Consider the following 19,415-nt stretch of genomic DNA (forward strand, 5'->3'; position numbering starts at 1 on the left):
CGAAGCGCCTCTCAAAGAGCTGGGCGGACTTTGTTGGTATTGGTAAGTATTGGTAAAGCCTTATTCAAGCCTTTGGGCAATTTACTCTCATCGGGAAGCTTCTGGAGAAACCTTTCGACGGTTTTAGGCAAATCTAGAGCCAGTATTTATACTTAGCAGATAGCCGAAGGGGAGCTAACCAAGGATAGATGCAATCGTCTGTTAGGCTGCAAGATATCAGAATAGTTAAAGAGCGAAAATCCGACAATGGAAAGAGGTCTGTTGTGGCTGCCCCTACTGGCAGCGTTTATCTGGCTGGCTTGGCAAGGCTGGAATGAGTATCAAAAAGTTGAAGCTTATCGCGTCTGGGCACAGCAGTTTGAGCGATCTAAGTACGATATCTATGCAGTGTTGGCTCAAAATGACAGCACTTTAACCTGGGGAAAACCGACGCGAAAAGGTCCAGTGGAGGTGCAAACGTTTTCCTTAAAGGATGTTAAAGCGATTCGGCTGCTAGTAGATGACAAGCCCGTTGATTTAGAAGCACTGCCCAGTAAAGGTCGTGTCGCTTCGCTGGAATTTGTCTTTGCACCAGCCGCTTCAGTGAAAATCCCCTTTACTGAAATTCCCCTTGCAGCGGAATGGGGAAATTTTCTACAGCAGGAATTACAAAACTTGGCAGAGGGGAAAGTGTAACGATTTTCAGACAAAGAGGCCAGGCGGGTTTTGGACTTGTATCGGAAAGCGATCGCTCATTTATCCGACGTATGGAATAATACCCAAAAAAACCCGTATTAACGGGTTAATCAGCGATCGCACTATTTAAAAGGGAAAAACTAAACGATTGAAGAACTCCTTTCATGGGCTTGCTATTATAGACGGGTTGCAATGCATAGATTCTTATTGAGAAAATTGCTTTTTCAGTTTCCGGCAACCCGTCAAACAGAAGCGTGCTATTAAAGGAGAAATAAAAAAAATTGGCTTTCTAACTTTCAGACTGTTTCAGATTCCTCTTTTCTGTTGTATTTTAAATTACAATTGCTTCAACTCGTTTCTGCGAATCTTCTTGGGAACATTCGTAGGGAATTTTAAACCGAGGAATTCCCAGTTGACAACCTTGCCATCCACTTTGAACGGTTACGCCAAGAGTTTGACAACAGCCGCCACGTCGTCCCATCGGATTATAAAATTGACAATAGCGACAGGCTGAAACTGGTGAATTTAAGGGTTGCATAAAGTATTTCCTTTGAGGAACCATTTCAAAAGCAAAATTTCTCTGTCTTTATAAAGTATGCGATCTGATTTTTACAATGAGCTATAACTTGTACGATATCCACTTAAAACATTGCATTTCATCATAAAAAGTTATGAAGCTGCTTAACATAAATACGAGCGTCAACTATCCATAGATTAAGCAATTGCAACATTGCTCAAAACAATCTGCTGTCAAGCGTTATAGGCACTGGATAAAATCCTTCCCTTCCCAAACAAACGGTTATTGATGGGTGAGAGGACATTTATAAAGAAAATCTGAATCTCGTTAACCTACATTTTTGGTAGAGACGGCCAGATTTCAGGTTCCGTTTTTAAGAGAGGCTAGGGCGAAAATGCGTCTAGAGTAACGATTTTCACAATTAATATTTATTTAATAAATTATCTGTTATAGCAATCCTAAATTGTTCCTAAAGGCGAGATCCCCGCTAAGAAGTCGGCGATCTGAACCGTTAGCATCATCACAACTCAAATACGACTGCTATAGGAGTCGCTTTATATAGCGGTGCTTACTCTCGCGTGCAATATCCTTGTAACTGATTCAAGCAGCTGAGGCAGGCAATTCTGAGGGCATGATTGCTTTTCTCAAGTATCTCCTAGACAAATGTCCCAACAGTCCCATTGCCCTGATTTGAGATGGAGCCACCTATCTATCATGGCTCACAAGCGGTGAGAGAGTCCTTAGAGTCGGTTAATCAAGGCTTCGAGGAGTCCAACTGGAAAATCACTTGCATTCGCTTTGCTCCCAAAGAATCCCAAGCAGAACCCAATTGAAGATATTTGGTTGCAGCGAAGTAAAGCTAAAAAATCTGCTCTAAACGGCGAAAATCTCGTTCCACTTCTGCCCAGAGAGAGCGATTGTGGGGGTCGGTTTTCAGGGCTTTTTTTAGATAAATTCTTGCCTTTTCGAGTTGCTTTTCAGCGATCAGCTGACGCCCCCAACGTTGATAAGCGATCGCTTGCCACTGACGCACTTCTGGATCTTCTGGCAGACGTTGGGCGAGTCCTTCGATGAGGGCGATCGCGCGGGGAAATCGGCGATTTTTCAGCAACTGCTGCAACTGCTGATAAGAACTCCACTTCAGCTGTTGCTCAGTTATCGACAAGTCTGGGAGTTTTTGAACGGGCGTTTCTTTGGGCGTCTCTTTGCGAGTCACCTTCGTGACGGAAGGTTGAGGAGGCGGTGCAGCAGTCTGTTCTGGATTGGATACTTTCTCAACCGTCTCAGACTTATCTACTACACTGAGGAGGAACTTGTAAGCCTCCGTCAACTCTATAAATTTATCTTGCGTTTGGCGATCGCCAGGATTTGCGTCGGGATGATACTGCCGTGCCAAACGTCGGTAAGACGCTTTAATTTCTGCAAAAGATGCCCCTGATCTTAACCCCAACACCCGGTAACAATCTGCGAGGTTCATCAGAGGAATCATCTATCGATTAGGCTTTAATCTTTGTTGATAGTCGGGAGTTTATTTCTAGCCCTTCGCTTTTAGCGGTTAGCTATTAGCTTCTGAGAATCTTGTTGGAAGCCCAAGTTTACAATTGCGACTACCCACCCGTCAAGCAGCTAACAGCTAACAGCTAATCACTCATTACTTCGGACGTTCTTCGATAACGCGGTCAATTAGACCGTATTCCTTCGCTTCTTGAGCAGACATGAAAAAGTCACGATCCATGTCCTTCTCAATTTTCTCAATAGGCTGACCCGTCCGGTGAGAATAAATCTCATTCAGCTGGCGACGAATCCGTAGAATCTCTCTCGCTTCAATCTCAATGTCTGTGGCTTGTCCCCGCGTACCACCAGAAGGTTGGTGAATCATAATCCGCGAGTGAGGCAAAGCGAGACGCTTACCTTTTGTCCCAGCGGTCAGCAGGAACGAACCCATTGATGCCGCTAAGCCTACACAAATTGTCACCACATCTGATTTGATGTGCTGCATGGTGTCATAAATCGCCATGCCAGAAGTGACTACGCCACCCGGAGAGTTGATATAGAGATAGATGTCCTTGCCCGGATCTTCCGAATCCAGATAAAGCATCACGGCAATTATCTGGTTAGCCATTTCATCATCAACATCTTCGCCCATGAAAATAATCCGTTCCCGGTAAAGGCGATCGTAGATGTTAATCCACTCGGTATATTGTCCCCCTGGCATCCGGTAGGGAACTCTAGGGTAGCCAATAGGCATAATGTAGAACTCCGTTCGTAAAAAGTGAAAATTCGTATCCAAAGAATTAAAAATGCAAAATTAAAAATTAAAAATTTGAATAGTCTTCATTTTTAATTTTTAATTTTTAATTCTTCAGATGACACCAGCGGGAAGTGGTGTTGGTAAATCTGATTTGGACTCTAGAACCCGATCGATCAAGCCATATTCCACAGCTTGCTCCGGTGTCATATAGAAGAGTCGATCCATATCCTTGGCAATTTTTTCAGGGGTCTGACCTGTATTGCGCGATAGGATATCCAGCATCGTTGTCTTATTAGCCAGCACTTCTTTAGCTCGGATTTGGATATCCGTCGCCTGACCGCGAGCATAGCTCTTAGTCTGGTTCAAGATAATCGTGGCATGGCGCAGACTAGCACGATAGCCTTTAGTCCCAGCAGAGAGTAGCATTGCCGCCATTCCCATTGCCGAACCGATACAGATGGTATGAATGGGCGGCTTGATGTAGTTCATCGTGTCGCAGATGGCGAAGGCTTCGGTTTCAAAGCCAACAGGTTCGCCGTCGTAACGCGAGGTGCCGGTGGAATTGATGTAGATTTTGATCGGTTTTTCTGGATCTTCGTACTGCAAAAACAGCAGTTGGGCGATGATTAGTTTCGTTACCTCTGGCACCAAGGGCGTTCCCAGATAGACAATCCGCTCCTTTAAGATCAGGGACGGTAAGTCTGGTGGCGGTGTTCGGTAGAAGCTATCGCCGCCGTAGGGAGCTTGAACAGCCTGGATGGGTGAGTTCATGGCGTATCGGAAAGCTGCAATAGTGGTGCTATCTTTAATTTGACATTAATTCCGGTGTGCCCCACCGTACTGACTGGATTCTAGCAGTTTTACTCCCCTTACCGCTTTTAGTCAGGTTGAGGGTGGCTTGATGTCGCTTTAGCGCCTGTCAGCGGGCTTTTTGGGAGGGGACGCCGGAAAATGGGTCTTAAACGCTTCTAATTTTTGGGTTTTTAAACAGAGAAACCTGAGTTTAAGTATCGGTTTTTGCGAAAGGTGATGGGTGAAATCCACCCCAGCGATCGCGTTTTCCTCTGCAAAGAATTGCGATCTTTTGGCTGGCTGCTTCCGCCGTGTTGGGCTGCAAGCTATTGTAGAAAATAAGCCCGGTCGCGGTTGGGGTAATTTTATGGTTCCCTTTCCGGAGCGTCAGCGTTTAGTCTTGTGGTTACTCCGATCCCTTCTTGTTCTGCCAGGAATGAGCGTGCTATGAGAGTTGGTTTACAGCCTGCTTTGAATGATATGAATATTGACGCGACTCAAACGAGTAGCCAGCGTCAACTAGAAATTTCTATTTCTGCGATCGCTGGGGATCTTGAAGATCGTGCCCCGCTCAATTTATGCATAATTCTCGACCACAGTGGCTCGATGAATGGACGCCCCCTAGAAACGGTGAAACAGGCAGCGATCGGTCTGGTGGATCGTCTTACACCGGGCGATCGCATCTCGGTTGTCGCCTTCGATCACAAAGCCAAAGTGCTTGTCCCCAACCAAGTCATTGACAACCCAGAAAATATTAAGAAACAGATTAATCGGCTCAGTGCAGATGGGGGTACGGCGATTGATGAGGGTTTAAAACTGGGAATTGAAGAACTGGCGAAGGGCAAAAAGGAAACGGTTTCTCAAGCTTTTCTGTTAACAGATGGCGAAAATGAGCATGGCGACAACAACCGCTGTCTGAAATTTGCCCAAGTGGCGACTGGCTACAACCTGACGTTGAATACATTGGGATTTGGCGCTCATTGGAACCAGGATGTTTTGGAAAAAATTGCTGATGCGGGTGGCGGTACGCTGTCCTATATTGAGCGTCCCGAACAGGCAGTCAATGAGTTTGGACGCTTGTTTAATCGAATCTCTGCGGTGGGGTTGACAAATGCCTACTTATCAATTTCGTTAATGCCGAAGGTACGGTTAGCGGAACTCAAACCCATCGCCCAAGTTGCTCCAGATACCATTGAACTGCCGGTGCAACAAGAAGGCGATCGCTATACGGTACGTCTGGGAGACTTGATGAAAGATGTGCCGCGAATCATTTTGGCGAATCTTTACGTCAGCCAGCTAGCGGAAGGGCGTCAAGCGATCGCCCAGGTGCAAGTCCGTTACGACGATCCCGCCCAGGATAAAATGGGGCTAATTTCTCAACAAGTCTTAGTTGAGGCGAATGTTGTCCGGAGTTACCAACCCGCACCCAATCCTCAGGTGCAACAGTCTATTTTGGCGTTAGCGAAATACCGACAAACTCAGTTAGCAGAGGCGAAATTGCAGCAAGGCGATCGCGTGGGTGCAGCGACGATGTTACAAACTGCCGCCAAAACCGCCCTGCAAATGGGAGACAAGGGAGGCGCGACGGTTCTCCAAACCAGTGCTACTCGCTTGCAATCAGGTGAAGAACTTTCGGAAGCAGATAGGAAGAAGACACGGATCGTCTCTAAAACTATTTTGCAGGAGTAGGTTTTTTTAACGCAAAGGTACGCCAAGGTTAACGCAAAGGTAAGCAGAGGAAGCAATTTACCTCTGCGTACTTTCTTGGCGGTGAGATTTTAAGAGTGGTGCTTGTGGGCTTTCTAGGTGCCACCAGTGGCGATCGCCACTTCAAGCTACTCAAGCCACAACAGACGCTTGAGGGCGAGCAAAAATCATTCGCCCCGCCGAAGTCTGCAAGGCACTGGTTACAACCACTCGGATTTCACCACCCATGTAGTCGCGCCCGTCTTCCACAACCACCATTGTTCCATCATCCAGGTAGCCGACGCCCTGAGCTGGTTCCTTGCCACCCTTGATAATTTTGATATCCAAGCTATCACCAGGCAGATAAATTGCCCGAATTGCCTGAGCCAAATCGTTAATATTCAGCACCGGCACTTTCTGCAAAGTAGCAACCTTACTCAAGTTGTAGTCGTTGGTGAGCAAAGTGCCGTTGATTTCTTGCGTCAACCGGACTAACTTCGCATCCACCTTGGGAATTTCATCGTAATCGGCGGAGTGGATTACAATCCGTTCTGAGTAAGCATCCTTCATCTGGTTCAGGATATCTAGCCCTCGCCGTCCCCGAACTCGCTTCAGATCGTTGGAACCATCTGCCAGTTGTTGCAGTTCCTGCAAGACAAACTGGGGTACGAGGATTTGACCTTCGATAAAGCCAGTGTTCAGCAGTTCTTCAATGCGACCATCGATGATGCAGCTGGTGTCTAAAACCTTGGTCGAGGCAGGTTTGAGGGTTCCTTCTGCCACCAACATCGTTTCCACGCTGTGGGGACTAATCAGCCTCAAGAAGGAACGACCGTGGGTATCCGCTAAAGTGACCCCCAAATAGGAAAACATGACACTGCCTAAAATGGCAACAAGAGGCTTAATAAAAGCAAAATCGAAGGGCATTGGTAGTAAGAAAACGGGTGCCAGCATCAAGTTGGCAACTAATAAGCCAATCACCAAACCGACAGCTCTGGTCAAAATGACCTCGATCGGCATTTCCCGGACTCTCTTTTCCAAGCGTCGATAGGTCGTCTGCACGAGCAAACCGGCAGCGCCCCCAACCAGGGCGGCAAACCCGGCGAAGACCCAGCGTAAAGCGTCCTGATTGCTGACTTGATGTAGGGCACCGCTAGGCAGTAATTCAATCGCGTCGAACCCGATTCCCGCCGCTGCTAGGATGAATAAAATAATAATGATTGCGTCAAGCATGGTTTCCAGTTATTTGGGATGATTGCTTCAATTCCTGAAAGCGGCTCTCAAGAACTGATACAAATTTACATTTGTTTTATTATATCTTTTGTGTTATTGACTTCACTCTTGCGTATGACCATTGATTTAGCACCAGCATTTAATCCAATTTGAGCTATTTTGATGAAGTCACCTCTTTATTTATTAAAAGAACAATTTTGAAAAATTAGCCAATTATGTCGCTTCTAAAAGGCAGGAAACAAGACGGGGTATAACCTTGGCGTATTCTTGCTAAGATAGGAAAAGACCTGACAACAATTCAGTAAAGTAACAACTGTTAATCAAACATTTAAAGATTTCATCGCTATATTGAGTATTGATACAAATATGGTCTTAAATTATTTAATCCCGGACGCAAAAAATATTAATTTGGGTATCCCCAGCTCTGCTTATCTCCACATTCCATTTTGTAGACGCCGGTGCTTTTACTGTGATTTTCCAGTGTCTGTGGTAGGGGATCGCAAGACTGGTAAGAACTCTGGCACAATTGAGCAGTATGTTGAGGTATTGTGCCAAGAAATTGAAGTTACACCAGTACAAGGAAATTCCCTAAAAACAGTTTTTTTTGGAGGTGGTACTCCTTCGTTGTTATCGGTGCAACAACTCAAGCAAATTTTGACTCAACTTGATGCTGGTTTTGGTATTGCCACCGATGCTGAAATTTCGATGGAGATGGACCCTGGCACCTTTGACTCGCAACAACTTCAAGGCTACCGCTCAGTTGGAGTGAATCGAATCAGTCTGGGGGTACAGGCGTTTCAGCCAGAACTATTGGAAGTATGCGGGCGATCGCACTCTGTCTCTGATATTTTTGCAGCTGTGGAGCTAGTCCGCAAAGTGGGGGTTCCCGAATTTAGCTTAGATTTGATTTCTGGTTTGCCCCATCAGACGTTGGAACAGTGGCAGGAATCTCTAGAAACCGCAGTAGCGATCGCGCCCACTCATATTTCAATCTACGATCTCCAAGTCGAACCCGTTACTGCCTTTGGGCGTCAATATCAACCCGGTGCCAAACCGCTTCCCACCGATGAAATGGCTGCCGAGATGTACCGACTAGCGCAGCAAGTTCTCACCAGTGCCGGTTATGAGCATTATGAGATTTCTAATTATGCCAAACCCGGTCATCAATGCCGCCACAATCGAGTTTACTGGGAAAATCGCCCCTACTATGCCTTTGGCATGGGTGCCGCCAGTCATTTGCAAGGGTGCCGGTTCACCCGTCCCCGCAAAACACGGGAATATTACGAATGGGTACAACAGATAGTCACAGCAGGTGGCGTGTGGGATTGTCCTCAAACATTGACATCTGAAGTATTGTTGGAAACCTTGATGCTGGGGCTGCGTCTAGCAGAGGGTCTCAGTTTATCAACCTTAGCTGAACAGTTTGGCAAACAGACGCTGCAACAAATTTGGACGTGTTTGCAACCCTACTACCAGCAAGGTTGGGTAGAAATTGTCGGCGAAAGCGGGAAAGCGATCGCACTTGACGCCCAGAAACTCCCACCAAAGGGACGATTGAGATTAACCGATCCGGAAGGTTTTTTATTTTCTAATGTAATTTTGGCGGATTTGTTTAGCGAACTAGGATAAGTTTGAGGGCATAGCGTGTGGATTGATGATTCGTCCAAAATCTAAAATCTAAAACCTTCATGATTCCTATTGCTGATAACATCCCCAGTCGCAGCAAACCGATTGTTAATTACGCCCTGATCGGAATCAATGTTGCTTTGTTTCTGTGGGAGCTAAAACTAGAGCTTGCAGGTAAGCTGAGCGCCTTTATCCAACACTGGGGGATCGTTCCGGCCCGAATTAGTGCGGTGATTTCAGATGCTCTCAGTGGAGAAAATCCAGCCGCGTGGGTTGCCTTGCTGATGTTTTCTGCTTCCCTGTTTTGGGCGATGTTTCTTCACAGCAGCTTTGGTCAAATTTTAGGGAATCTCCTATTCTTATTTGTTTTTGGCAAGAGTGTGGAGAATCTTCTCGGACATCGGTGGTTTCTGCTACTTTACTTGCTGGGCGGCATTTTGACGGGCATCGTACAAGTTTGGTTGGACTCTACTTTGACGATGCCCTTAATTGGAGCAAATGGCGCGATCGCATCTGTCCTCGGAGCCTATTTTCTGAGTTTTCCCCAGGCAAAAATTGATACCATTTTGCCCCTAGTAATTGTGTTTATCCCTATTGAATTGCCAGCTTTGTTTTATCTATTCTGGTGGTTTATTCAGCAGATGTTTTATGGAATCGGTAGCTTAAATATTTCCGGTGGCGTCAATCCCGTGGGCATTGGGTATTGGGCACATGGTGTAGGGTTAGCAATTGGTGCCATTCTCGTGTTGCTGTTAAAAAGAAGTATCGATAAAAAACGAACCCCTGAGGCGCAGAGAACTCATAAGAATTAGAGGACAGAAGCTGTTAGAGCTGATTTATATAGCGAACCTAATTCAGTTGAGAGAAACAACCATAGGTAAAAAGTTTGGAAAGTTAAAGGTTTGACGATGAATGACGAACTCAAATAGAGACTTAATGACATTCAACGATATACACAAGTGGTAATACTCTCGAATGGTCGATATCCTCTAACTCGCCGATTATCAGTAATTGTTAAACAAAACGAACAAATTGAATAACTCAGGGGAAGCTTACGCCAAGTTACTGCTAACAGATCGGGGTCAAAAACTGGTTGAAAAGGCTGGATTTGTCAGAATCCGCTAGAGCATTCGGATAAGTACGTTTAGTTTTTGCAACCGCGCTCTATTTCCTTAAGTTTATCTGGGGGATAGTCTACAGGTACAAACTTAAAACCATAAAGCGAGCACTTAGACGGCACGACTTTGACCAATGTAAAAATCGGCTCATTGGGATCTCCACCGCGAAAACTAATTATCCCCATTGCACCATTGGCTCGAAAGTCGGGAGCCGATAAAGCCTGCCGCACGTCAGAACGATTCGGTTGAGGTTTTTTTGCTAAAGCCGTTATTAACGCACGAGCTGCATCATAAGTCGTAGCGGTCAGCCCACTCACTTCCGCTTTCCATAACTGCTGAGATTCTTTGGGAAACGTTAGATTGGGGCTGCTCAAGGAATGCCAAGGGACCGTTACCACTAGGCGATCGACTACATATTTAGGGTCGATTTGTAGAATCTCAGAACTGTAAACAGCCCATGCTCCGACCATCGGATAACGACCCTGATTTGCCTTAATCACCGCTAAGACATTCTGAAAGGAAAAAGGACAGGTCTGACCATCCGGAAGGAAGACCAACGTAGTCGCTCCTTTTGCTTGTGCTTGGTTAATCGCCTCAAAAGCATTGAAGTCCTTTTTGCACAGTTCAAAATCTGCTCTTACCCGTCCTCTACTTGCCGAGAAACTAATATGAAATTGATCTCGGATAGATTTACTGTAATTACTTGTGCCAGAGTAAAAGACTGCGGCTGTACGCTGATTGGCTTGGATCATGTAGCTAGCCAAAGCCTGGGCATTTACTCGATTACTAGGTACAGTGCGAAAGAAAACGTGGTCGCTCTTCCGGCTCCACTCTGAGAGGTCTTCCGAGGTGCTACCCGGAGAAATTAATACCAACCCGTGCTGTTGATAAATTGCGATCGCTCCCAGTGTCACTTCGCTGGCATAGTGACCAATGACCGCTAAAATGTCCTTTTTCAACACGAATGACTCGGCAATTTGTTTAGCTTTGACAGGATTATTGGCATCATCTGCGATGACTACTTTCAGCCCTTTACCACTAATCCTTTGACCCTGATTGATTTCATTTTGGACTTGGGCAGCTCCTCGCAGAATTTCCAACGCTCTGTTTGGATTGTTGGTTATCGGAGCGGCAACAGCAATCGTGTATGCCTTTTCCTTTTTATCCATCAATCGAGCATTATTCAGGTAAATCAAAATTTCCGGGTCGCTTGGCTGTTCGCTCCGTGCCTTCTCTAATAAACCAACAGCCTCAGCATATTGACCGCTGGCAAATTTTTGCACGCCTTTTTGCTTGAGAGCGCCTTTCAAACTGGGAACTAAAACTTCTTCTCCACAACTGACATTGTCTGCAAGATTGGAATCACAAGCCTTCGGCGGTTTCACGAGCGCATAAATAATTATTCCGAGTCCTGTCAAGAGAATTGCACTCACGACCCAAATGAGTACAAGCCTTAAATTGCCTGAGTTGATACTCCTGGTAACTTCTTCGTCTGAACAATTGCCTTCAGGAAGCAAAGTAAGCGTGTCGTCGGGAGATCGTGTCCGCCGATGATTGTTGATTTGCGTCTCAATTTCTTCTAAACGTTGCACAATTTCTTGGGCATTTTCAGGTCGATTCCCTGCGAAAGGAGCCATCAGGTCATTAATTAAAGTTGCCAACTCTAGTGAAATCTGTGGGGCACTGTTTCGCCAATTCAACTGACCTGTTTGGGGGTTTTCAGGAAGGTCATGGGGATGTATGCCTGTCAGCAAATGAACGAAGGTGCGTCCCAAAGCATAGAAATCAGATTTGGAAACAGCTCTACCATCGGCTTGTTCTGGGGGTGTATAGCCGTGGGAAATTATTGCTGTGCCATCTCTTCCGGCTAACTTGTGTAAGTAGGTTTCCGTGGCTTCGCGGACTGCGCCAAAATCAATCAACACCAGTTGATTATCAGGTCGCAGCATAATGTTAGACGGCTTAATATCCCGGTGAAAATAGTTGCTTTGATGCACTTGCTGTAAGATTTCTGCCAGTTGTTTCAACCAAGCGATCGCTTGCTTTTGGCTGATGGGTTGATGGTTCCGGCTGCTCAACCATTCTTTTAAGTTGATCCCCTCAATTTTCTCCATCACCAAGCAGTGCAAGGGCTTTTCGCTCTTTAGATGACATAACTGGAAGTATCCATCTGCCTCCACTTTGGGAATCCCTTGATGATTCAACTTCTTTAGAACTTCGGCTTCCCGCTGGAATAGGCAGATTGCCTTCTCATAATCAGTGAGCAAAATTTTTAGGACTTTTTTTATACCTTCCCGACGCACGTCCTCCACCTCAAAGGTTTGACCAAAGCCTCCTTTGCCCAAACGTTGGATGACCCGATAGCGCCCTTCTACTAAACTTTCAGAGCCACAGTCAGGACAAGTGCTTTGATTACCAGGTTCGTTGAAATTGCGGCAGTTAGGATTGATGCAATAACTCACGGCAAACACACTATCCCGATTTGAGTGGGAATGTTATAGAATTATAACTTCCTCTCGGAAAATAACTTTATTGTTCAACCGTTCGCTTAGCAATTTTTCTTTTAACATACCTTCTCACAACTGGCTGAAGCGTATAAATAACTTCATTCCCTTCGATTTGCTTTTCTATCAGCGAACGACGTTCTAATGCTTGAATCGCTTCCATAATTTCAGAAGTTGAAACCGTTAGATTGATTTCTTCTTTTAATTTAAAGATAGAGCTGGGGTTGAGATTAGCCGCTAACTTAAACATAATTTCTTTTTGAAAATTTGATAGCCGTTGCCAGGAAGTATCTAAAATTAGATGAATATCGCCTAAAAATATTGTTTCTAGCTTTAAGAAATCAGAAATTTTACCAGCAAATGAGTCTTTTATATAACTGGCAATAATATTTAAGATTAAGGGATTCCCTCGATAGATTTGAAAAAGGCTTTTCCAGTGGTTCTCGTCTGACAAACCTTTGGCTCTAAATATTTGCCAAGCGTCTGTATCATTGAGATCGGACAGCAGTAATGAACGAACGCTTGGAGTTTCTCCCTGCATTAATGCAATTTCATTCGGTTGCTCTCGACCGATTAGCATTAAGCAGCTGTTGTGGCGCTCTCTTCCCACTCGTCTGAATAGTTCGCCATAGCCTTCATACCCTTCTCGATAATACCCAGTTGCTTGACCAGCACCTAGAATCGTTTCGACTTCATCCAAAATCAACAGACATCGATGGGAACCTGTGGAAGGGTTTGTTCCTTTGGGAAATCGCAGAGACTCAATTAGCTGGGAGATTAACTGGGAAATTCGGCGACCAATATCTTTTGGTAAATCGGTTGGTAAATCAGTTGATTGCTCGTTGGAGAGGCATCGGAGCAAGTCTGGGATCAGGTCTTCGACTAATGGGGCAGAACGGAGCGATCGCCAGATGAAATAATCAAACTCATTCTGAATTTGCTCGGCTAGCATCACGGATAGCGCTGTTTTACCAATTCCTCCCATGCCGAACAACGTTACTAGGTGGCAACTATCAGCAACAATCCATTTCTCAAGCACAGCGAGTTCTTCTGTGCGCCCATAGAACCCAGAGACATCAGGCGCTTCACCCCAATCAAGTATGGGCATTTCAGGCGCTTCTGCTTCTTCAACTGCACCTGAATCAACGATTTCCTTCCAGTTGCCAATCCCGACAGCTTGGCAAATATTAATAAAGGTTTCTTGGTGAATGGGTTTTTTCTGCCAAAACCGTTTCAAGGTTGCCTGGGTCGTTAGGGCAGCCTGCCACCAAGAAACGGTCATTGTTTTTGTCCAACCTTTCCTTTTTCGGGCTTTATCAACGCTTTCTAGTCCCCGTGCAGATGCTCTGAGAGACCCCGCCATAGTTAAGCTCTTTACCACAATTCTCGCTTATTCTGGCTCACCTTTCGGTGTAGCGATCGCAGCCGTACCCTGAAAACTGAGCCAAAGAGTCAGCAAAAAAGTGAGCCGTCAAGCTAAAGCGTCTTTGGCAATCTAAGAGGATAACGCGCGAGATCGCCTTCTTCAACGTCTGTCCTTCTTTCCAGAGATCGCCAGCTCAGTCTTTAAGAAGATTATGCAACCGAATCAAGTTCTAACCTACTGCAATGTCATGGAACTGTTAGTTGCTCAGGAAGTACACCGACAACTCCAGCAGTTACCGCCAAAGTTGGTCAACTATATCAATCCAGCCCATGCGATCGCTTACGCCCTGAATCGTCTGCCAGCCCTGTATGCGACCAGTCCCAGAGGATGGTATCTACAGCAGCAACGGGCTAAAGCTAAGTTAGCACCTCAGATTATCGTGGCGGTGGGTCAAGCATTGGCGGCGGTGCAACAAGATTCCTTGAACATGGTAAATTCTCTCCCTTCCGCAGAAAACGCCGAAAACCTCGAAGAGAGTGCATCTGATGTAGATGTTGAACAAGCCAAAAGCTCCGATTTCTCCCTTTCTTGGGTGCGATCGCTTTTTGGATTAGGGGGCATTCATAAAGCAGATGGTCGGCGATCGCGCTAATCTAATGCCAGCCACCTCTAGCATCAGTTCCTATGTCCACTGAAGCGATCGCGATTACCGTCAAATTATTCGCCGCCTATCAAGAAGCTTATGGCGTTTCGGAACTGGTGCTGAAAATCCCTCCAAATACAGCCGTTTCAGCGATATTAGATAAATTTGCTTCCGAACATCCGGAACTTGACAAATGGCGTCAAGTTACTCGCTTTGGCGTTAATTTTCAATTTGCCGACCCAGACACGATTCTGCATGATGGGGATGAAGTGGTGCTGATTCCCCCCGTTAGCGGTGGCTAGGAAAGACAAAAGTTAAACGCTAGAAATCCGGTTTTTTCATCCCAAATCCGCTTCAATTCCCTCTTTTCCCCAAATTCGCGACCGCAAGCTTGGAATGTAATCGCCCCAGTCTTCAGACTGAGGGCTAAATTTTGTATCATATACAACATTTAATCCCGACTAAAAGAGTCGGATATATTTGACGGGTATTTTTGCCTGTGTTAGTATCAACCGAGCGATGACGGACGATTAGAGTGTAAATACCCATGACCCAGGCAACCCAGTCAACAACGGCAACCTTTACGGCACTGAAGTGTAAAGAATGCGGCACCGAATACGAACTCAAGGCAACTCATGTCTGTGAGTTTTGTTTTGGCCCTCTGGAAGTAACCTACGATTACGATGTTTTGCGCCGCACCGTCACTCGTGAAAGCATTCAGGCAGGGCCTAACTCAATTTGGCGCTATCGTTCCTTCTTGCCCGTCGCCACAGAAAAGCCGATTGACGTGGGAACTGGCATGACACCACTGGTAAAAGCCAATCGCTTAGCTCGCCGTCTGGGTATTAAAAATCTTTATATTAAAAACGATGCCGTCAATATGCCCACCCTGAGCTTTAAAGATCGGGTGGTATCGGTAGCCTTAACAAGAGCGCAGGAATTAGGATTTACGACAGTATCCTGCGCCAGTACGGGTAATTTAGCGAATTCTACAGCAGCGATCGCGGCCTACGCCGGTTTAGACTGCTGCGTCTTCATCCCCGCCGACCTGGAAGCCGGTAAAGTTCTAGGTACACTCATCTACGGTCCCACCGTCATGGCAGTTCAGGGCAACTACGACCAAGTGAACCGTCTCTGCTGCGAAGTCGCTAATACACAAGGTTGGGGATTTGTCAATATTAACCTCCGTCCCTACTACTCGGAAGGTTCAAAAACCCTCGGCTACGAAGTAGCAGAACAGCTAGGCTGGAAACTGCCGGATCATATCGTCGCTCCTCTGGCATCTGGCTCTCTGTTCACCAAAATCTACAAAGGATTCCAAGAATTTATCAACGTTGGACTAGTAGCTGATAAGAGCGTCCGTTTCAGCGGTGCCCAAGCTGAAGGTTGTTCCCCCATTGCCCAAGCTCATCGGGAAGGGCGCGACTTCGTAACCCCCGTGAAGCCGAACACCATTGCCAAATCAATCGCGATTGGCAACCCAGCAGACGGAGTTTATGCGCTGGAAGTCGCCAAGAAAACCGGCGGTAACATTGAATCAGTCAACGATACTGAAATTGTTGAAGGCATCAAGCTATTAGCTGAAACCGAAGGCATCTTTACCGAAACCGCTGGTGGCACCACCATCGCCGTGCTGAAAAAATTGGTAGAAGCGGGTAAAATTGATCCCGAAGAAACGACCGTTGTTTACATTACCGGCAACGGACTAAAAACCCAAGAAGCGGTGCAAGGATACATCGGGGAACCCCTGACAATTGAGGCGAAGTTGGACAGTTTCGAGCGGGCATTAGAGCGCTCTCGGACACTCGAACGCCTCGACTGGCAGCAAGTTCTGGTTTAATAACCGCTACCAGCTTTTTGTGATGAGTCATTAGTCCCTCCGGGGTTGCTAATGACTCATCGCTCGTGACTACGCATGAATGACTACTGAATAATCTTTAACTATGACAGTCAAAGTTCTCGTTCCGACTCCTCTCCAGAAGCTTACAAACAATCAAGCCACCATTGAAGGCAGCGGCAGTACGATTGGTGAACTGCTCGAATCCTTGGAGCAAAGCTATCCTGGCATCAAAGTGCGTTTGTGCGATGAAAAGGGCGAACCCCGCAGATTTGTGAATTTCTACGTCAACAGCGAAGACATCCGCTTTTTGGATGGAACTCAGACACCGCTGAGCGAAGGTGATGAGGTGAGCATTGTGGCAGCGCAGGCGGGAGGCTGATTCCAAGTTAGGATGAGCAGTAAAGGATTTCAATCTCGAATCGAGATTGTTAATCCTACCTTCATCCATGCTGCATACATTCAAAAAAAATCACCAACTTGCGGATAAGTCCAATGGCAGAAGAAACGAATCACAATGACGCCGGAGAGGTGGCTCCTAGCACTGTTGACAAGCAGGCTCCTAGTGTTTCTGAAGAAAATGCTCCCAGTACGGATTCTGACGTAGCAACCGACATTCCTACAGCAAACGCACCCGCTCCAGAAGCTGTGAATCCGGAGGTGAATCCGAATGCGACTGGAGAAAAATCTTCGACAGAGGCATCAACCCCAGATGACTCGGCTCAGGTTCAAACAGATGTTAAAAAAACAGCTCAAGCATCTAAAGAGGATAAGCCAACGGGTGCCAAAGCTGCTAAAGCAGATAAGCCAGAAGCTGCCAAAGCTGCTAAAAAGGACGAGTCGCCAGAAGGGGATAAGCCAGCTGCTAAAGCGGCTAAAAAAGAGAAGGCACCTGCGGTAGAAGACAAGCCTTTTGTTGAGTTTATTCAACAAGACTATTTACCAGCTTTGAAAACAGCACTTGAAAAAAAGGGCGTCCAAAATTTAGAGCTGAAATTTGACAAGAAACCGCTTCAAGAAATCTCAGAATGCTGGCAAGTCAACGGGAGCTGGCAAGGGGGAAAGCGGAACTTTAACCTTTATTTTCCCGAAGAAGACATCCAAAAACAAAGAGCTTTTTCCTGTTTTGAAGGCTCTAAACCTAGTATCATTGAGCCTTTTTTGTGCGATGAGCGCAAGATCACGCTGGATTTAATGGTGTTTGGCGTGACGCAGCGGTTGAATGCTCAAAAGTGGCTGGAAAGAAATTAGTCGGGAAAGGTGAATTTCATTAGTCATTAGATAATTACTAATGACTAATGAGCCATTACAACTCGATAAATTCATAAATGACAATGCCAGTTTCTGGGTGATTGTCAACCATGACGTAGCCACTTTTGAGCATTTCTTTCAAAGTGGCTTCTGCCTTGGCAAAGCTTACACCTGTATCCATCACCGCTTGGGTAACGGAAAGTTTGCCACCTCTAGCAGCAGCGGCTTTTACAAGTTTAACCATTAGTTGATCGCGGGTAAGCTCCTGCTTGGTAAGTGCGATCGCAGGTGGCGATAGAGGTACGCCCGTGGATGATACTCCCAAGCGGTCTTGCAGCTTGGCGTTATGTTCTTCCACCATGCCGGGAATCAGAAATAAATCCACGAACTGTCCGACCCCAAACAAACCCCACGTAAACAGCCACAGCAGCCCCGTGCCAATCTTGCCATTGTACAGGCGATGCATCCCCGCTATCGGTGGGGACAAAAAACAGGCTAGCCAAAGAACATAGGCAGTCGAGACGTTCTTCATAAGATTCCTAGCGCTTCAGATGTCCTAACTTCAATCATAGGATTTTGTTCTTCACTCTTGCACCTAGGAATTGAGCAGCAAGAACTCTGAAGATGTCACAAAACTTGACAGCGTGTAGTAAGTCTTAACGTAACAAGTGCGATCGCTCTCGTGTAGATTGGTAGACTGGAACGCAAGCCTTTGAGTGAAAGCGACGGAATCATAATAATAAGAGAAACAAGAGAGACAAAGAATATGGTGGATTCCCTCAAAAAACCCAGCTTTGAAGAATTAAGACCTGGGGTGAAAGTACCTGCGAAAGAAACCCTACTGACGCCCCGGTTCTACACCACCGACTTTGATGAAATGGCGAAGATGGATCTGTCGCCAAATGAAGATGAACTCAAGGCGCTGATGGAAGAATTCCGCGCTGACTACAACCGTCACCACTTCGTGCGGGATGCCGAGTTTGACCAATCCTGGGATCATATTGATGGGGAAACGCGCCAGTTATTCATTGAATTTCTAGAGCGTTCCTGTACAGCAGAATTCTCCGGATTCCTACTCTACAAAGAACTCGGACGCCGATTGAAGGACAAAAACCCGCTTCTGGCAGAAGGCTTTAACTTGATGTCGCGGGATGAAGCTCGTCATGCTGGCTTCCTGAATAAGGCAATGTCAGACTTCAATATGTCACTAGATTTGGGATTTCTGACCAAGAATCACAAATACACCTTCTTTAAGCCGAAATTCATCTTCTATGCGACCTATCTGTCCGAGAAGATTGGTTACTGGCGGTATATCACCATTTACCGGCACCTAGAAGCTCATCCCGAAAACCGCGTTTATCCCATCTTCCGGTTCTTTGAAAACTGGTGCCAGGATGAAAACCGGCACGGAGACTTCTTCGATGCCGTAATGAGAGCGCAACCCCAATTCTTGAATGATTGGAAAGCAAAGCTGTGGTGTCGCTTCTTCCTGCTGTCAGTGTTTGCGACGATGTATCTCAACGACATCCAGCGTTCCAAATTCTATGCCACGCTTGGTCTGGACGCACGGGAATATGACATTCACGTGATTCAGAAGACCAACGAAACCGCAGGACGGGTGTTCCCAGTGATTCTGGATGTAGAGAAGCCAGAATTTTACGAGCGCCTAGAAGTGTGCATCAAAAATAATGAGAAGCTGGGTGCGATCGCAACCTCCAACACCCCCAAATTCCTGCAATTGTTCCAGAAGCTACCCCTTTATGCTTCTAATGCTTGGCAGCTGCTGCGCCTGTACCTAATCAAGCCGATTGATATGACTGCCGTGCAAGGTAAAGCCCGCTAATTTTGAGCATCTTCCCTCAACTAAAGTGGTTCTGCACTAAGCAGAGCCACTTTTTTTATCCTTATCAAAATTC

The 19,415-nt window shown here is 46.1% G+C and carries 20 protein-coding genes and 1 pseudogene; 13 read left to right on the forward strand and 8 right to left on the reverse strand.

Annotated elements, in window-relative coordinates:
• Window positions 1-246 precede the first annotated feature (246 nt).
• A complete protein-coding gene (locus tag NC994_RS06025; protein ID WP_190413100.1) occupies window positions 247-675 on the forward strand; it encodes a hypothetical protein in 429 nt (142 codons plus the stop codon).
• A 331-nt stretch (window positions 676-1,006) separates the two neighbouring features.
• On the opposite strand, the gene NC994_RS06030 is transcribed toward NC994_RS06025, so the two are convergent.
• A complete protein-coding gene (locus NC994_RS06030; protein WP_190413102.1) occupies window positions 1,007-1,213 on the reverse strand; it encodes a hypothetical protein in 207 nt (68 codons plus the stop codon).
• Between the two features lie 674 nt (window positions 1,214-1,887).
• Between NC994_RS06030 and NC994_RS06035 the strand changes: the two genes are divergently transcribed.
• Window positions 1,888-2,025 carry a hypothetical protein gene (locus NC994_RS06035; RefSeq protein ID WP_190413104.1) on the forward strand — a complete coding sequence of 46 codons (138 nt, stop codon included), beginning with the start codon at window positions 1,888-1,890 and terminating at the stop codon, window positions 2,023-2,025.
• A gap of 26 nt (window positions 2,026-2,051) precedes the next feature.
• On the opposite strand, the gene NC994_RS06040 is transcribed toward NC994_RS06035, so the two are convergent.
• The 3 genes from NC994_RS06040 to NC994_RS06050 all read right to left on the reverse strand — a co-directional run bounded on the left by NC994_RS06040 (window position 2,052) and on the right by NC994_RS06050 (window position 4,214).
• The gene (locus NC994_RS06040; protein WP_190413729.1) at window positions 2,052-2,669 is read right to left on the reverse strand and encodes a J domain-containing protein; all 618 of its coding nucleotides are present in this window, start codon (window positions 2,667-2,669) and stop codon (window positions 2,052-2,054) included.
• A 174-nt stretch (window positions 2,670-2,843) separates the two neighbouring features.
• A complete protein-coding gene (locus tag NC994_RS06045) occupies window positions 2,844-3,440 on the reverse strand; it encodes an ATP-dependent Clp protease proteolytic subunit (protein ID WP_190413106.1) in 597 nt (198 codons plus the stop codon).
• Between the two features lie 114 nt (window positions 3,441-3,554).
• Window positions 3,555-4,214 carry an ATP-dependent Clp protease proteolytic subunit gene (locus NC994_RS06050; RefSeq protein ID WP_190413108.1) on the reverse strand — a complete coding sequence of 220 codons (660 nt, stop codon included), beginning with the start codon at window positions 4,212-4,214 and terminating at the stop codon, window positions 3,555-3,557.
• A gap of 262 nt (window positions 4,215-4,476) precedes the next feature.
• Here NC994_RS06050 and NC994_RS06055 point away from each other — a divergent pair, with 262 nt between their 5' ends.
• The gene (locus tag NC994_RS06055; protein ID WP_190413110.1) at window positions 4,477-4,686 is read left to right on the forward strand and encodes a hypothetical protein; all 210 of its coding nucleotides are present in this window, start codon (window positions 4,477-4,479) and stop codon (window positions 4,684-4,686) included.
• The gene (locus tag NC994_RS06060) at window positions 4,683-5,924 is read left to right on the forward strand and encodes a VWA domain-containing protein (RefSeq protein WP_190413111.1); all 1,242 of its coding nucleotides are present in this window, start codon (window positions 4,683-4,685) and stop codon (window positions 5,922-5,924) included. Before NC994_RS06055 ends, NC994_RS06060 begins: the two co-directional genes overlap by 4 nt.
• A 150-nt stretch (window positions 5,925-6,074) precedes the next feature.
• On the opposite strand, the gene NC994_RS06065 is transcribed toward NC994_RS06060, so the two are convergent.
• Window positions 6,075-7,154, reverse strand: a complete 1,080-nt coding sequence (locus tag NC994_RS06065; RefSeq protein WP_190413113.1) for a PIN/TRAM domain-containing protein — start codon at window positions 7,152-7,154, stop codon at window positions 6,075-6,077.
• A 366-nt stretch (window positions 7,155-7,520) separates the two neighbouring features.
• Between NC994_RS06065 and hemW the strand changes: the two genes are divergently transcribed.
• From hemW to NC994_RS06080, 3 genes and pseudogenes are all read left to right on the forward strand, one after another.
• Entirely contained in the window at window positions 7,521-8,783 is a 1,263-nt protein-coding gene (hemW, locus tag NC994_RS06070; RefSeq protein ID WP_190438661.1) for a radical SAM family heme chaperone HemW, read from the forward strand.
• A gap of 59 nt (window positions 8,784-8,842) precedes the next feature.
• Window positions 8,843-9,592 (forward strand): rhomboid family intramembrane serine protease, encoded by a 750-nt coding sequence (locus tag NC994_RS06075; protein WP_190438663.1) that lies wholly within the window; start codon window positions 8,843-8,845, stop codon window positions 9,590-9,592.
• A gap of 165 nt (window positions 9,593-9,757) precedes the next feature.
• A pseudogene (locus NC994_RS06080) lies at window positions 9,758-9,905 on the forward strand (phosphate ABC transporter substrate-binding protein); the annotation flags it as partial.
• Between the two features lie 19 nt (window positions 9,906-9,924).
• Here the strand turns inward: NC994_RS06080 and NC994_RS06085 are convergent.
• Window positions 9,925-12,360: a bifunctional serine/threonine-protein kinase/ABC transporter substrate-binding protein gene (locus NC994_RS06085; RefSeq protein WP_190438665.1), complete on the reverse strand. Its 2,436-nt coding sequence runs from the start codon at window positions 12,358-12,360 to the stop codon at window positions 9,925-9,927.
• 67 nt (window positions 12,361-12,427) lie between these two features.
• On the reverse strand, window positions 12,428-13,684 hold the full coding sequence (locus NC994_RS06090; RefSeq protein WP_242032574.1) for an ATP-binding protein: 1,257 nt from the start codon (window positions 13,682-13,684) through the stop codon (window positions 12,428-12,430).
• 295 nt (window positions 13,685-13,979) lie between these two features.
• Between NC994_RS06090 and NC994_RS06095 the strand changes: the two genes are divergently transcribed.
• From NC994_RS06095 to NC994_RS06115, 5 genes are all read left to right on the forward strand, one after another.
• On the forward strand, window positions 13,980-14,420 hold the full coding sequence (locus NC994_RS06095) for a late competence development ComFB family protein (RefSeq protein WP_190438669.1): 441 nt from the start codon (window positions 13,980-13,982) through the stop codon (window positions 14,418-14,420).
• 32 nt (window positions 14,421-14,452) lie between these two features.
• Complete coding sequence (locus NC994_RS06100) at window positions 14,453-14,713, forward strand: MoaD/ThiS family protein (RefSeq protein WP_190438672.1); 261 nt, start codon at window positions 14,453-14,455, stop codon at window positions 14,711-14,713.
• Between the two features lie 245 nt (window positions 14,714-14,958).
• Window positions 14,959-16,251 carry a threonine synthase gene (gene thrC, locus NC994_RS06105; protein ID WP_190413131.1) on the forward strand — a complete coding sequence of 431 codons (1,293 nt, stop codon included), beginning with the start codon at window positions 14,959-14,961 and terminating at the stop codon, window positions 16,249-16,251.
• A gap of 103 nt (window positions 16,252-16,354) precedes the next feature.
• On the forward strand, window positions 16,355-16,630 hold the full coding sequence (locus NC994_RS06110) for a MoaD/ThiS family protein (RefSeq protein WP_190413133.1): 276 nt from the start codon (window positions 16,355-16,357) through the stop codon (window positions 16,628-16,630).
• A 113-nt stretch (window positions 16,631-16,743) separates the two neighbouring features.
• On the forward strand, window positions 16,744-17,499 hold the full coding sequence (locus tag NC994_RS06115; RefSeq protein WP_190427832.1) for a DUF2996 domain-containing protein: 756 nt from the start codon (window positions 16,744-16,746) through the stop codon (window positions 17,497-17,499).
• Window positions 17,500-17,554: 55 nt separating this feature from the next.
• On the opposite strand, the gene NC994_RS06120 is transcribed toward NC994_RS06115, so the two are convergent.
• Window positions 17,555-18,031 carry an NINE protein gene (locus NC994_RS06120; protein WP_190438676.1) on the reverse strand — a complete coding sequence of 159 codons (477 nt, stop codon included), beginning with the start codon at window positions 18,029-18,031 and terminating at the stop codon, window positions 17,555-17,557.
• A gap of 234 nt (window positions 18,032-18,265) precedes the next feature.
• Between NC994_RS06120 and acsF the strand changes: the two genes are divergently transcribed.
• Window positions 18,266-19,342, forward strand: a complete 1,077-nt coding sequence (gene acsF, locus NC994_RS06125) for a magnesium-protoporphyrin IX monomethyl ester (oxidative) cyclase (RefSeq protein ID WP_190413139.1) — start codon at window positions 18,266-18,268, stop codon at window positions 19,340-19,342.
• Window positions 19,343-19,415 lie beyond the last annotated feature (73 nt).

It is taken from the genome of Trichocoleus sp. AS-A1 (genome assembly GCF_039962015.1).
Classification (GTDB): Bacteria; Cyanobacteriota; Cyanobacteriia; order Cyanobacteriales; family FACHB-T130; genus FACHB-T130.

Bases quoted from the DNA above. Each gene is read 5' to 3' on its own strand.
- NC994_RS06025 (WP_190413100.1), top strand. From the start codon at position 247: ATGGAAAGAGGTCTGTTGTGGCTGCCCCTACTGGCAGCGTTTATCTGG.
- NC994_RS06030 (WP_190413102.1), bottom strand. From the start codon at position 1,213: ATGCAACCCTTAAATTCACCAGTTTCAGCCTGTCGCTATTGTCAATTT.
- NC994_RS06035 (WP_190413104.1), top strand. From the start codon at position 1,888: ATGGAGCCACCTATCTATCATGGCTCACAAGCGGTGAGAGAGTCCTTA.
- NC994_RS06040 (WP_190413729.1), bottom strand. From the start codon at position 2,669: ATGAACCTCGCAGATTGTTACCGGGTGTTGGGGTTAAGATCAGGGGCA.
- NC994_RS06045 (WP_190413106.1), bottom strand. From the start codon at position 3,440: ATGCCTATTGGCTACCCTAGAGTTCCCTACCGGATGCCAGGGGGACAA.
- NC994_RS06050 (WP_190413108.1), bottom strand. From the start codon at position 4,214: ATGAACTCACCCATCCAGGCTGTTCAAGCTCCCTACGGCGGCGATAGC.
- NC994_RS06060 (WP_190413111.1), top strand. From the start codon at position 4,683: ATGAGAGTTGGTTTACAGCCTGCTTTGAATGATATGAATATTGACGCG.
- NC994_RS06065 (WP_190413113.1), bottom strand. From the start codon at position 7,154: ATGCTTGACGCAATCATTATTATTTTATTCATCCTAGCAGCGGCGGGA.
- hemW (WP_190438661.1), top strand. From the start codon at position 7,521: ATGGTCTTAAATTATTTAATCCCGGACGCAAAAAATATTAATTTGGGT.
- NC994_RS06075 (WP_190438663.1), top strand. From the start codon at position 8,843: ATGATTCCTATTGCTGATAACATCCCCAGTCGCAGCAAACCGATTGTT.
- NC994_RS06090 (WP_242032574.1), bottom strand. From the start codon at position 13,684: ATGACCGTTTCTTGGTGGCAGGCTGCCCTAACGACCCAGGCAACCTTG.
- NC994_RS06095 (WP_190438669.1), top strand. From the start codon at position 13,980: ATGCAACCGAATCAAGTTCTAACCTACTGCAATGTCATGGAACTGTTA.
- NC994_RS06100 (WP_190438672.1), top strand. From the start codon at position 14,453: ATGTCCACTGAAGCGATCGCGATTACCGTCAAATTATTCGCCGCCTAT.
- thrC (WP_190413131.1), top strand. From the start codon at position 14,959: ATGACCCAGGCAACCCAGTCAACAACGGCAACCTTTACGGCACTGAAG.
- NC994_RS06110 (WP_190413133.1), top strand. From the start codon at position 16,355: ATGACAGTCAAAGTTCTCGTTCCGACTCCTCTCCAGAAGCTTACAAAC.
- NC994_RS06115 (WP_190427832.1), top strand. From the start codon at position 16,744: ATGGCAGAAGAAACGAATCACAATGACGCCGGAGAGGTGGCTCCTAGC.
- NC994_RS06120 (WP_190438676.1), bottom strand. From the start codon at position 18,031: ATGAAGAACGTCTCGACTGCCTATGTTCTTTGGCTAGCCTGTTTTTTG.
- acsF (WP_190413139.1), top strand. From the start codon at position 18,266: ATGGTGGATTCCCTCAAAAAACCCAGCTTTGAAGAATTAAGACCTGGG.